The 14295-nt window shown below is 58.3% G+C and carries 6 protein-coding genes; 3 read left to right on the forward strand and 3 right to left on the reverse strand.

Annotated features, from left to right (window positions below; all coding sequences use genetic code 11):
- Positions 1-86 precede the first annotated feature (86 nt).
- Positions 87-7226 (reverse strand): glycoside hydrolase family 3 N-terminal domain-containing protein, encoded by a 7140-nt coding sequence (locus ACFFSY_RS24935; RefSeq protein ID WP_377499224.1) that lies wholly within the window; start codon positions 7224-7226, stop codon positions 87-89.
- 171 nt (positions 7227-7397) lie between these two features.
- Entirely contained in the window at positions 7398-8771 is a 1374-nt protein-coding gene (locus ACFFSY_RS24940; RefSeq protein WP_377499225.1) for an ABC transporter substrate-binding protein, read from the reverse strand.
- 318 nt (positions 8772-9089) lie between these two features.
- Here ACFFSY_RS24940 and ACFFSY_RS24945 point away from each other — a divergent pair, with 318 nt between their 5' ends.
- Together ACFFSY_RS24945 and ACFFSY_RS24950 are read left to right on the forward strand one after the other, a co-directional pair.
- On the forward strand, positions 9090-10892 hold the full coding sequence (locus ACFFSY_RS24945) for a sensor histidine kinase (RefSeq protein ID WP_377499227.1): 1803 nt from the start codon (positions 9090-9092) through the stop codon (positions 10890-10892).
- Positions 10893-10897: 5 nt separating this feature from the next.
- Positions 10898-12529 carry a response regulator gene (locus ACFFSY_RS24950; RefSeq protein ID WP_377499229.1) on the forward strand — a complete coding sequence of 544 codons (1632 nt, stop codon included), beginning with the start codon at positions 10898-10900 and terminating at the stop codon, positions 12527-12529.
- A 131-nt stretch (positions 12530-12660) separates the two neighbouring features.
- Here ACFFSY_RS24950 and ACFFSY_RS24955 read toward each other — a convergent pair whose 3' ends face one another.
- Entirely contained in the window at positions 12661-13413 is a 753-nt protein-coding gene (locus tag ACFFSY_RS24955; RefSeq protein WP_377499231.1) for an SDR family NAD(P)-dependent oxidoreductase, read from the reverse strand.
- 184 nt (positions 13414-13597) lie between these two features.
- On the opposite strand from ACFFSY_RS24955, the gene ACFFSY_RS24960 reads away from it, so the two are divergent.
- On the forward strand, positions 13598-14248 hold the full coding sequence (locus ACFFSY_RS24960; protein ID WP_377499233.1) for a TetR/AcrR family transcriptional regulator: 651 nt from the start codon (positions 13598-13600) through the stop codon (positions 14246-14248).
- The last annotated feature ends 47 nt before the right edge of the window (positions 14249-14295 follow it).

The following is a 14295-nucleotide window of genomic DNA, read 5'->3' on the forward strand; positions in this document are numbered from 1 at the left end:
ATACGCAACGTTGCCGGTGGAATGGAGAACAGCCTTGCTCCCGAATGAATTCGGTGGCAAGGCTGTTGGCTTGTTACAGCATATGTTTATTCATGACGCTGGAATAACGTGTAGAGCACAGTTGCCGCTTGCGCTCTCGTTGCCGTGAGTTTCGGCCCGAAGCTGCCATCCGGCAATCCTTTCATCAAGCCTGCCGCTTGGATTCGTCCGATCGCTTCCTTCGCATATCCCGCGAACGCGGATGCATCCTTGAATGCGCCGCCTTCGGCTGCATCGGACAACTCCAGCCCCAGAAGCTCGCCGGCTCTGAACAGGATGATCGCCATTTCTTCGCGCGTAATCGCTTCGCTCGGACCAAACGTGCCATCCGGCTTCCCGTTCACGAGACCGAGCGCTTGCGCGCTTGCCACTGCATCCGAATACCAAGCGCTGCCGGTCACGTCCGCGAATGGTCGAGACTCTTGTTGCTCGCCGCTAAAGTCGAATGCTTCGAGCAGCATCTTAACGAAGGCCGCTCGCGTCAATTCGCCATTCGGCGCGAATTGACCGCTGCCGATGCCATCGATCGCGCCTCTAGCCGCTAATGCTTCAATACTCTCCTGCGCCCATACTGCTTGCTGCAGATCACGGAACATCACATCCACGTATGCAACCGCGAATTTGCCCAGGCTGCCGGTCGCGGCCGAAGCTTGACCGCGATCGGCGTTGAATTTGCTGTTTTTGATGACAACAAGCTGGCCTTGCTCGTCGATCGCGTACACAATGACTGCGTGCGCCTTCTCGCCGGATTTCAGCGTATACGGCAGCTCGATATGAGCCTTATTGCCGCCAATATCCGAGAGTTCCTTGCCGTCCGCCTGCAGCGAGAACTCGTAAACCGCACCGAGCTTCGACTGCAGACTATCGTCGCTCGCCAACGCGGCGCGGAATTGGATCCGCTCAGGAATCTTGCCGTCCGCTTTCGCAAGCGTAGCTTTATCAATCGTAAGGGAGCCGAGTCCCGTTGCGAATACGATCTCGTTAATCGCTTGATTCGCCGCAATCGCTTGTACCGGAAGCTCGACCGTAACTTGCTTCATGCCGGAGACGGCTTTGACCTGCACGATGAGCTGATGATTCGCTGCATGTTGCAGCGCTCGTGCGACTTGATCTGCTGTGATGTTGATTACCGCATGACCGTTCGGATCGATTTTCGGCTCGATCGCAATGTCTTGGGACGTCTGTTCCGTAACCGGTGGAATGATCACCGGAGTGGACGGCTGGCTGACGACTTTAAGTTCCGCCGTTGCTTCACGTCCGCCATCTTGCGCAACGACTTTGATGGTCGTCGATCCCAGCGCAAGCGCTGTAACTTGGCCGGTTGCATCGATGGAAGCCACGCTGGTGTTGCTCGAAGACCAGGTCACCGCCTCGTTCGACACGACTGCCGGACGGAATACTGGCACGAGCCGTTGTTTGGTCCCGATCGTGATTTCGACCGGTTGAAGCTTGATGCCCGACGCCGGCACCGTGGAGAAGTAGGCTGCATAGCTGTTCGTCATGCCCGCTTTGATTGCAACTGCGCGTATGACGGTATCTGCGTTCAGCGTGATCGGACCCGTATATTTCGTACTGACCGCTGTTGGGAGCGTTCCGTCAATCGTGTAATGGATAGCCGCCCCGTCTGTCGCCGTACGGAACGAAACTTGCTTCGTCCCGTCCGCAGCCTTGGTCAACACTGGCTTCGGCGCAGCTGTCTGCTCGATTGTTGGCACCGGCACGCCCGGTTCGATCGTCAGCCAATCCAGGTTGAAGCCGTCGCCGTTGTCCGAGATTCGGATCGTTTGCACGCCTGCGCTCAGTTGGACGACGCCGAATTGCGCCTCGAACTTCTCCCAGCCGCCCGTAGCAGGAAGCGCGAACGAGCCTTTCGTCACGCCGTTCGCCGCGATCGCGGCAGACACGTTGCCCTGCGGCGTCGCATATTGAAGCGTGACCTTGTAATAGCCGTCTGCTGGAATGTTGACCGCGTAATCAAAGGTCGAGCCTGCGACCGTATAGCCCAGATTGGTCTGATTGCTGCCGTATTGAATGACCTGCTGCCCAGCCGCCGCGAACTGTTCCGCTTCGATATGCAGCTTCTTCTCGTTATTCGCTTGATGAACAGCCGCTGGTTCGAACGCGATCGACTTCACGTCGAATGCGCCGCTGACGCCAAGCACGCGAAGCGTCTGGACGCCGGCGTTCAGCTCGACGCTAAGCCTTGCGCCGACCCATGCCGTGGAACCGTACAAATTCGGGATGACGTACGTTCCTAGCGTCCCCCCGTCGGATTGGAGCATGAAGCCGCCGCCGTTTGGCGAAGCCACTTGCACCGTCACGGCATATTTGCCAGCCGCTGGCACGTTGATTTTGAAATCCGCCCAATCGCCTGTCGCAAAACCGTTCAATCTCGCGTTGGAGGTGCCCGCATCGCCGATCGATGTGCCGGATAATTGGTAATACTGATCGGCGTTAAGCGGACCAGCGCCGATGTTGGTCGGTTCGGTCGTATGGCCGGTGCCCTCTAGCATGACAGATGCGCTAAGCGCCTCACTCTGACCGGCAGCTCCGCCTGAATCGTTGCGATACGCCGCCGCCGGCACGTTGATGTTCAGCTTCGTATTGGCATAATAAGGCTTCGCACCATCCCACAGCAATTGAATGCGGATGGACGTTGGTCCCGTTGCGGCGATGGCCGCTAGCGCATTCACTTCCGCGGATTCGCTTGCTGTCTCGTCCGCAGATGGTGCCGCGCCTTCTTCAGGCTGTTCGGCCGGCGCTGCGTCACGATCTGCCGATTCTTCCGTCGGCGAGACGGCATCGTCTGCGTTCGGTTCTTGCTGCGTGCCTTCAATCTCGGTATTACCGGCTGCGGCATCCGTCGTTTGCGCGGCATCGCCCTCGACTGCTGCCGGCTGCCCGTCTTGCCCGTCGGTCGAACCATTCGCGGCTGCCGGCTGTCCGCTTGCGGCCTGGTTATCGCCCGCCGTGGCTTCTTCCGAAGGGAATACCTCGCCTACAGGCGTTGCGGTTTCCTCAGCGCCAACTTCCGTCTGATCGCCTTGAGCTGCTTCCTCGCCGGCCCCTTCTCCCGCCGGCTGTTCGCCTTGAGATGCTTCTTCGCCGACGTCTTCCCCATTCGGCTGTTCAGCTGCCAGCTCGCCGCTGTCGTCTGTCAGGCTCTTCGCTTGAAGGCCAGCTTCCTGACCATCGTACGATATCTTGCCGATCGTGATGCCCATCGCCTGCGCTTCGCTGCCGAGCGTAATCTCGCCGAGCTTCTCAGGCACGAAGGTCCCGCCGTCCAAAGTCAGCGTGATTTCTTTCTGATTGACGTTGTATGGAAGCGAGGCCGGATTAGCCGTTACCGTCACCGGTTCAACTTCTTCCGCTGCAAGCCGATCCCATTGGTACGTGATGACCGATTTGGCCGGAATCGTGTCGGCGATCTGCGTGCCGTCGCTGACGATTTTGAATAGCTGCGGTTTGTCGGTGCCGTTAATGACGACCGTGACGATCGTCTTCTTATCCGGGCTCATGAATGAGACGTTCGTGACGCTATCCTTCGAGCCATAATTGCTGTCGATCCGGATATAGCCCGGCTTGACGAATTTGGTATAGTTGCCCAGCATGTAGAACTCCGGTGTCAGCCAGTAGTTATCCCGATTGCTGGAATCTTGAACGATCATCGTCGGGTCCGGCGTGCCGACCCATTGGTGCGTCGCAATGTCGCTGTCGAGCATGAGCACCCAGGAGTTATAGCTTCTTGCCCAGTTGCGGAAATATTGCGCCATCCGATCGGCGCCCGTTGTTCCCCATACAGCACGTTCGGTCAGGTAGATGTTCTCGTCCGGATACATGTCGTGCAGCAAGGACATCTCGGTCGGTTCGCCATCGTAATCGTGGAACGCCGTGCCGTCAACCGCGTCGCGGTTCGCTTCGTCGGCCAGCAGCGGCGCCGGATAGCTCATCGTGTCTTTGAAATTATGATCGAAAATCCACAGTTTAACGTCGAGCCCCGCCGCTTTCAGCTTCGCATTCAGCAGCTTTGCCAACTTCGCTTCCTGCTCCCAAGGCATCTTCGTGCTTGGGTATTCGATCTCAAGCATAGGTTCGTTCTGCAGCGTCATCGCGGAAATATTGATGCCTTGCGCTTTGTACGCTTGGATGAATTTGACGTAGTAGTCCGCAAGCACCGGCAAGTATTCGTCCTTCACCGAGCCCTTGATCATGCTGTCCGTCGTCTTCATCCAGCCCGGCGGGCTCCATGGCGACGCGAAGAACTGCATGTTCGGATTGTGCTTGAGAATTCGCTTGAGCGAGTCGATGATGCCAAAATCGATGTCCTTCTGAATCGAGAAGTTCGCAAGCGTCGGATCGGTCTGGCCCGGCGGCATATCGTCGTAGGAGTAGAACTTCTGCGCCGTGAAATCCGCCGTACCGATCGTCACGCGCGTCATGCTGACGCCGATGCCTTCTTCCGGGCTGACCAAGTTCTTGATCAGTTCGTCCTGCTTCTCAGGCGACATCTTGATCAGGTTGTAGACCGTCGACTCTTCCATCGACGAGCCGATGCCCAGCATGCTCTGATATTGCTTGGACGGGTTGATCTTGATCGTTGTGACGTTCGCATCGTCGCCGACGGCCGTCAAATCCAGGTTTTTGCGCTCTGTCAGTTGACCGGCTTCATCTCCGGACTGCCATTGCGGCGCATAGTACCATGTCATGCTTTGGCTGCTGCGTTCGGTGGAAATCCAGCTTTTCACCTTACTCGCTCCGCCTTCGACCGGAGCTTGCGGCTCGATCTTCCCGCCTGGCCCCCCGGTTGCCGGAGGCGCCGGCACGAATCCCTTGGAACCGAACCAGTTGAAATTCAAGCCCCCGTCGACGAGGACGAGCTTGATCGTCTGCACGCCCGCCGCGAGCGGCACGTCCTTGAGCGTCGCCGTCTGCCATGTCTGCCAGCCGCCCGTATAACCGATACCACTGAGCGTGCCAAGCGTCTCGCCAGCCTCGTTCAGCACGCGGAAGCCGGAGTTCGTGATGCTCGCTTGACCGCCTGCATACCGGAAATCGATATCGTAAGTGCCTGCTGTTTCAACTTTAATGCTATATTGCAACCATAAGTCCTTGTCGGTGTAGCCGATATTCTGGCCTCCGCCCGTATCGGAGGTACCTTCCGTCTTCAGTCCGTCGGACTTGGCAGTAAAGCTCTCCGCCTCCACTTTCACATACGGCGCACTATCGCCCGGCTTAGCCGGAACCGGCGGTAGCGCCGGCGTCTCCTGCGCCTTCGTCAATCCGTAGCCGTAATCGAACAGCACGTATTGCGAGTCGAGATTGGATTTGCCTGCCGTCGGGTTCTTATACGCTTCCGTATAGAACGGCCAGCGGACCGGCAATTTACCCGCGAAATCCTTGCCGCCCAGCAGCACGTCGGCTACGCCTGCGCCTTCGGTGCCCGGCAGCCACGCCGCCACAAGTCCGGCCCAGTCGCCTAAGCGGTCGTTCACGATAAGCGGACGCCCGGATACGAGCACGACGACCGTCGGCACGCCGGACGCTTTCACGTTATCCAGCGTCGCAAGGTCCTCGGTGTCCAGCTGCAGCTTGTTCAGCGCATCCCCGTTGCTCTCCGCGTAAGGCTTCTCGCCGACGAACACGATCGCCACGTCATGGCCTGCCGCGCCGCGTCCGTGCTTATTATAAGTCACTTTCTTGGCGTCTCCCGCCACTTCGCGAATGCCCTGGAGCAGCGTCGTGCCTTCCGTCGTCTTGCCTGCCGCACCCTGCCACGTGATCGACCATCCGCCGGCTTGCAGACCGATATCATCCGCGCTCTTGCCTGCGACGAAGATATCGTCCATATTGGCCAGCTGCGACATAATCGGCTTGCCGCCTACCTTGTCGTTCTTCAGCAGCACGAGCGACTCGGCGACCGCCTGGCGGGCGAGCGCGCGATGCGCTTCCGAGCCGAAGTCTTCAGCCAAGCTCTGATCCGTCATCGGGTGTTCAAACACGCCCGATTCGAATTTGACGCGCAGAATGCGAGTCACCGCATCATCGATGCGAGCCTGCGTAATCGCGCCTTCGCCTACAAGCGCTTTCAAGTGCTCGATCGTCGCTTTCCAATCCGTCGGCATCATCATCATGTCGACGCCCGCGTTGACCGCAACGCGAATCTGATCCTTCAGACCGCTGACGGGATTGCCCTCCCAATCCTTCGTAATCTGCTGGACCGCGTTATAGTCCGAGATGACGAAGCCCGTGAAGCCGAGCTGTCCTTCGCCAGTTCCTTTCAACAGATCCGTGAGCAACCGCTTGTTCGCGTGCATCTTGATCCCTTTAATACTGTTATAGGATGCCATGACCGTGCGGGCGCCGGCATCGATCGCCGCTTTGTACATCGGCAGATTCAGCGCCGCGACCTCCGCTTCGCTCATGCCGGTAATATCGCCTTGGTTCGCGCCTCCGTCCGTGAGCCCTTCGCCCATGTAATGCTTGACCGTCGAGACGACGCGATCCGTCTCGGCCAGTTCGCTTCGCGACTCGCCCTGCAAGCCTTTCACGAACGCGGCGCCCATCTGAGCGACGAGCGACTGGTTGTCGCCGAAGCCCTCATACGTGCGGCCCCAATTGATGTTCTGCGGATCGGCGATCGTCGGCGCGAACGCCCAGTTCGTGCCCGCTGCCTTCACTTCCGAAGCCGTCGCCGCCCCGATCGCCTCCACCAGTCCGGTATTGCGCGTAGCGCCCAGGCCGATGTTGTGCGGGAATAACGTCGCCCCGACAAGATTGCTGTTGCCGTGGATCGCGTCGACGCCATACAAGATCGGAATGCCGAGCGGTGTGGACAACGCTCCGCTCTGATAGCCGTCAACCAAATCGGCCCACTTCTCCCGGGTGCTGTCGGACTGCTTGCCGTTCGGGAACGAGCCTCCCCCGGATAGCACCGAACCCAAGTAATAGTCGCGTACGTCCTGCGGCGTCACGGATGCCCGTTCCGCCTGTACCATCTGGCCGACCTTCTCGTCCAGGCTCATTCTGCCCAGCAGGTCGGATACGCGATCTTCCACCGGCGCCTTCGCTTGCCAATAAAGCGGAAGCGCGCCGGCTTGAACCGATTCGGCCTGCGCAGGCAGGGCGCCTGCCAGCATCGACCAAACAAGCGAGGCCGACGCCGTTAACGCTATGCTTCTTCTCACGTTGCGATCCCTCCAATTTGTTGTAAACGATTACATAAAGATCGGCAATGGACGATTGCGCACATCCTCTGCCTATGTATGTGACGGCCCGCTATTCGCCCCATCCGATACATGGGGCGAATGAACGTAGCCGGTAATACCAAAATGTCGAAGCTGGCGCGCTGACTCCCTCTATCTGGATTCAGCGGCCGATTTACTCGCGGCTCCTGCAATGACGGAAGCGTACGTCTCCGGATTGATGCTGCCGCCTTCTAGCTTCTGCAGCGCGTCATAATACGTTTTCTGCGTCTCGGGCGTGAATTTGTCCTGCGAGACGCTGCCGCTGTAGCTCGACGCGCCATCATAAATCGTCTTTAATTCGCGCTGGAGCGCGGATTCGCTGCCTGTCATGAAGTCCTCATAGCGCTGGGCCGGAAACGTAATCCCGTTCTGCCAGACGCCCCTAGCCCAATTGTCGGGCTTAAACATCCACTTGAGGAAGCGAATCGACTCGGCCTTGCGCGGGGATAGCGCCGATACGGAATACCCGCCGCCGAACCAGGCGGTCAGATCGTTCGCGGATCCTTTGCCTCCCGTAAGGGCCGGCAGCGGAATCGCGCCGATATGCTCCCGGACATCTGCGGGGAAGCTGCGGTCGGCCGCCATTCCCATCTCCCATTCGCCCATCATGAACATGGCCGCTTTCCCTTGGCCGAACAAATTGCGCGCCGCGCCGTAATCCTGATTGAGGAACTCGTCGCCGAACGCACCAGCCTCGACCCACCGCCGCATCGCCTTGGCCGCCTCCACCGTGCCGATTCGATCGAAGCTTCCCGTCCCGTCCATCGCTTGAGCTGCCGTGTCCCAGGTACCGGTCACCCGCTGCAGCATCGTGTCGAACCAGATGCCAGACGTCCAGGCTTCCCGCCCGTCCATCGCGATCGGCACGATTCCCTTCGTCTTCAAGACGGAGACGACGTTCATCAGCTCGGCTTCGGTAGCCGGCGGGGTAAGACCATTCTCCGCGAAAATCCGCTTGTTGTAATACAGCACCCAGAAATCCGAGTTGCGCGGAAAGCCGTACAGCTTTCCGTCTATGCTGTAGCTATCCAGCGCCGCAGCCTCGAATTGCAGATCCCCCAGCTCCCCTCTGTCGATCTCCGCGAGCGCGCCGCTCTCGACGAGCGGCTTCAGGAAACTCCGGTTCCCCCAGGAGCCAATAATGTCCGGCAGCTTATTGGAGGCATTGTACACTTTGATCTTGTCTTGATACTGAGGGTCGGGCGACAGCGTCTCCACTTCGATCGTCACGTTCGGATTGTCCCGCATGTAGGCGTCGATCAGATCCTGTTCCATCTTGCCCTGACCAACCGTGCGGTCGGAGTTGTTCGTGAAGAACGTCAATGTATAGGCGTCTTCGGCGGCGCCTGTCTCTGTCCTGTCAGCCGCCTTGACCGCGTTGCCAGCCTCTCCGCCGGACGGGCCGCTCATGCAGCCCGCGAGCAAGGAAGCCGCCGCGCAGACTGCAAGCCCCGCTCTCGGTAAATGTCGGACGAAGCCGTACATGCCTTTCCCACCTTTGGTTGTGATGTGTCTACGTCTGATTATAGGAAGAAAACCTTTCCTTTGTTAGAACCTATTCTTGCGGTTTACTTGTATATTTTTCGGGTTTTGAACCGAAGTTCCTTCGAATATGCCAAGCAGTCTGCTTCATGCCCAAGCCGAAAAACCGATCGTTTTTCAGATGTTCTTGTATATTCTATCGATTCACATGGCTGAGACTGGCGCGAACGTAGCATTCCGCCGCGAATCTCATTATAGTAGAAAGAGATCAGATGTAATCGTATACATTATTACTCTCGAATGAAAGAGGTTCGCTTCCAGATGCTGCAACCGATTCGCAGACGTTATCTCGATATGCCGATCCGGCGCAAAATTCTGCTCTGGTTCATTCCGCTGCTCATCGTCACGATTACGGTCACCGGCGTCTTCTCTCTGCAGATCGCTTCCCGCGAGATCGTCACCAAGATGTCTGCCGAGCAGGAAGCGACGGCCAGGCAGGCGATCGACCATCTCGATTATATCGCCCAAGACGCGGTCGATATCTCGGATTACCTGTTCTTGACGCCGGAGATCCAGGCGCTGCTGCGTTCGGACGCCCGCAATAACGCCTATATCTCGAACCAGACGATCATCGATACGATCAATCGCCTTATGGTCACGCGTCCTTACTTCCAGTTCCTGACGATCTACTCGGACCGGTTCGCCCCGCTTCAATTCAATAACAAGGGTCTGTCCTCGGCGCTGCCGTTCGAGGATTACCGGGCGAACTACGACTATGACGAACTGCTAAAGCGTCCGCAGATCGAATTGTGGAGCGTCGAGGTACCAGGCCGGACGAAGACGATCTTTTACGGGGATACGAAGAATAAGGTGCTGCTCACCAAAGTGTTGAAGAACAACGCAACATACGAGCCGGCCGGCATTCTGCTGCTTGGCATCGACGAGACGGACATTCGGCAGACGTACGCGCCAGGCGCGAGCAACCTGGAGATTGCCGTCATTAGCCCGGATGGGACGGTGCTCTCGGAAAGCACGGGCCAGACGGTCGGCATGGCGATGAGTCAGCTTCCGTATGTGAACGACACAGCCGTCAGGATTCAGGATCTAGATACTTCCATCGACAAGAGCAAATGGGTCTATGCTACCAAAACCTCGAAGCTGACCGGCTGGCGCGTCCTCGTCATTCAGCCTCGCAGCGAGCTGCTTCAACAGATGAATAGAATCATGCTCGTGACGCTGCTCATCATCGCCGCCACCGTCATCGTTAGCCTGTATGTCTCCTGGGCGGTCGCGGGCGTCATCACCCGGCCGATCCGGCGCATCCTGCAATCGATGAAGAAATTTCAGAAGGGGCACTTCGACGAGCAAGTCCAGCTTGGCGGCATGGATGAGATCGGACAGCTTGGCGCCGGCTACAATATCATGGCCCGCCGCGTCCGCGAGATTGTGGACGACATGTACGCCGTCCAGCTGAAGCAGAAGGAAGCCGAGCTGAAAGTGCTGCAATCGCAGATCAACCCGCACTTTTTGTACAACACGCTCAATACGATTGCATGGACGGCCGAGAAGAACGGCGACAAGGTCGTCGGGGAGATGATCTACGCGCTATCCGCGATTTTCACCATCAGCTTAAGTCAGGGCCGCGACACGATCACGCTGCAGGACGAGGTCAAGCTTGTCGAGCATTATTTGTTCCTGCAGCAGATGCGCTTCAAGGACCGATTGTCATACGAGCTGGAATTGGATCCGGAGCTGGCCGAATATCCGATTCCGAAGCTGCTGCTGCAGCCGCTCGTCGAGAATTCCGTCGTCCATGGCATTGAACCGTTGACGGATGATCTTGGCTATGTGCATGTCCGATGCTCGGCTGATGAATGCACGCTCCGGATCGAAGTGACCGACAACGGGGTCGGCATTGGCCGGGAGGCACAAGCCGATATGATGCGAAGCCTAGGCAAAGGCGGCATGCACGCCGCTCGAAATAGCCGAAGCTTCGCGCTTGGCAATATCGCCGAGCGCATCCGTATGTTCTACGGCGATGACGCTTCGATCGACATCCATAGCGAACCGGGCGTCGGCACGCGTGTCAGCCTGACGCTCCCCATCACGTTCACCAGGAGGTAACCGCCATGCTGAAGCTGCTTATTGCCGAAGACGAAGAATTAACGAGAGACGGATTATTATCGCTGATCGATTGGGAATCGCTAGGCGTGCGGGTAAGCGGCGTTGCCGCGAACGGCCTGGAGGCGCTGCGCCTGCTGGAGACGGAGCCGGCGGATCTGCTGCTGACGGACATCCGCATGCCGCTGGTGGACGGTCTGCAGCTCATCGGCCAAATCCGCGAACGCGGGCTGGATACGGAATGCGTGCTGCTCTCCGGCTATAGCGATTTTCAATACGCGCAGCGAGCAATGCGCCTTGGCGTCACGGAGTTCCTGGTCAAACCTTGTTCCCCGGACGAGATCAAACGGGTCTTCCGCGATATCGCCGCCAAGCGGTCCGAAGAACGGCGGCTGTCCGAGGAAGTGCGCGGTCTGGAGCATCAGCTGCATGTCAACCTGCCCCATGCCCAAACCCAGCTCTACCGCCAGTGGTTGAGCGGCCCCGCCCTTCTCGCGGAGAACCGGCGCGAGCAGCACCGTCATGCAGGCATGCCGATCGCCTTCGAGCACGTCATCGTCGTCGCGCTGCGCCTGGACGGCCGGGCGCTGGAGAACTTGAACTATTCGCATGCCGATACGCACCTGCTCGGCGTGGCGGCCTCCAACATTATGCAGGAGACGCTTGAACAAGGGCTGCTGCAGCCCGTCGAGGTCGTGATGGAGAACGGCGCCCTGATTGCAATCACGAACGGGTTGTTCGAATGGCTGGATAGCAAGCTGCGCAACAGCCTGGAGGCGGTGCAGCGTAATCTTCACACCTATCTGAAAGTAACGGCCAGTATCGGCGTCAGCGGCTCTCATACCGATCTGGACCAGCTTCACGCCGCTTACGCCGAAGCGCTGGAGGCGCTGGAGCAGCGATTCTTCCACGGTCCCGGCAGCCGACATTATTATTCGGAGCTGAATGTCGAGGACAGACCGGACCTGCCCGTGCACATTAACGGGGTGGAGCTGCTGAAGCTGGAGCAAGCCGCGCTCGAGCACCTGCGCAGCAGCTTGTTCGCCGAGATGCTTGGCGACGCGGAGCGCTGGCTGACCGTCTTCACCGCGGATTATCCGCAGTCTCGCAAGCAGATCAATGATCGGGCTCTCTCCTTCTTGGGCCGGCTCATCCAGGCCGTCCCGCAGCAGCAGGAGGACGATGCCGGGTGGCTGCGCAGCTTCGAGCAACTGCGGGAGCAGATGACAGGACTGGAGACGCTGGAGGATCTGACCGGCTTCGTCTACCGGACGATCCGCCAGATCGTCGAGCGGATCAATCCGCAGAAGACGCCGAAGCGGAAAGTACAGCAGGCGATCGACTTCATCGAGCAGCATTACAACGAGCATGGCTTGTCGCTCGCCGGGGTAGCCAAGGCGCTGTTCGTCTCCAGCACGTATTTGTCCACCCTGTTCAAGCAGGAACTCGGCGTCAACTTTCTGGATTACGTTCACCAGTTCCGGATCGAGAAGGCCAAGGCGCTGCTGCAGGCCGGCGATCAGAAGATTCAGTCCGTCGCGCGGGAAGTCGGCTATTACGACGAGGCTCATTTTACGAAGACGTTCAAGAAGTGGACCGGCTTGCTGCCCTCCCAGTACAAGCGGGAGATGACCTCCTAGTCTTCACCGGAGCAGGACGGCGCGGCAATCGCACCAATACGCCAAAAAAGCTTAACCGCCGGGCTGTCCGCAGCTCGCGACGGTTAAGCTTTTTTTGGACGTTGATGAAGCGTATGATTCCCTGTGGTTGCTTATTTCGCCGTTACACCGCCGTCGACGGCAAGCTCGATGCCCGTCACGTAAGCAGAATCGTCCGAAGCAAGGAACAGCACCGCGCGCGCAACCTCGGACGCTTGTCCGACCCTTGGCAGCGCGGTCTGAGACAAGAACCAGGCGAGCATCTGCTCGTTGCCCACGAATTGCGCGCTCATCGGCGTCTCGATGAAGCCCGGATGTACCGAGTTGACGCGAATGTTATCTTTGCCGAAATCGACCGCCGCCGCTTTGCTCAGCATGCGCACGCCGCCCTTGGACGCCGTATAGGCGCCTGCGCCGCTGCCGCCGGTCAGTCCGGCGATCGACGAGATGTTCACGATTGAACCGCCGCCTGCCTGCTGCATGACCGGAATGACGTGCTTCATGCCGAGGAATGTGCTCGTCAAGTTGATATGGATGACTTTGTTCCATTGCTCCAATGTCGTCTCGAGCAGTCCCGTCGCTAGCGAGATGCCTGCGTTGTTCACGAGCACGTCGATCGTGCCGTATGCCCCGACCGCGGTCGCGACCACGCGTGCCCAGTCTTCCTCGGACGCGACATTGTGCGCGCAGGCGATCGCTTCGCCGCCGGCAGCTTCGATTTCCTTCGCAAGCGCCTGTACAGCCGCTTCGTTAATATCCGTCGCCACGACGCGCGCGCCTTCGCTTGCGAACAGCAGCGCTTCTTCGCGCCCCATACCGCTTGCAGCTCCCGTAATGATCGCCGTTTTGTTCGCTAGTCTTGTCATAAGATGTTCTCTCCTTCACGGATGATGAAGTATTATAATAACAAAATGATAGTGTAACTATCATAGTGATAATTAATATATCATCACCTGATTTTGAAAACAACTCTTTCTTGCCACGGGCGAACTCGAATCGATATAATACGATCATTCCGCGTTGGAACAGGAAGGGAAGGATATCGCTCTTATGGATCCCAAAGCTAGATACGATAAAGAACGTACCGATGGCAAGTTGAACCGGCTATCCGTGATCTTGGCCGCGGCCGAACGCGTCTTCACCTCGAAGGGCATTGAGAAGACGACGATGCAGGACATCGCGACCGAAGCGAATATCGGCATCGCCACGCTGTTTCGCTATTTCCCGAAGAAGGAGAAGCTGATCGTAGCCGTCGCCACCCGGTTGTACGAGCCTATACTGGAGCGATTCCAGACGATCGCGGCAGAGCCCATGACGAGCCTTGCGCAGCTAGCCGCGCTCTTCGACTACTTCATCGAAGACCACCACAACCCGAGCATCACATTCATGGTCGACTTCGAAAGCTATGCCGCCCATTCGCCCGAGCCGATCGACGGCATCCAACAATTCAATTCGCTGAATCGCCTCATCTCGCAGGAATACGAGACGATCGTCCGCAGAGGCATGGAGGATGGCTCGATCCGCACCGATATCGCCGTGAAGGAGACGCTCACGACCGTCATCAACGCATTCGGCCTTTTCTCCAAGAAGCTGTCGCTGCAGAACAACATCTTGCTGCTGGAATCCGATTATCCGTCGGACGTCCAGCTCCGGGTGTTGAAGCATATTTTGCTCGATTATTTGAAGCCCGCGAACGGCTAAGAGGCTGTACCATAGTCGCGCCGAACGGTTGCCGACCGCATCGACGG

Origin of the sequence: Paenibacillus aurantiacus (genome assembly GCF_042431225.1) — a bacterium.
GTDB classification, from domain to species: Bacteria; Bacillota; Bacilli; order Paenibacillales; family Paenibacillaceae; genus Paenibacillus_Z; species Paenibacillus_Z aurantiacus.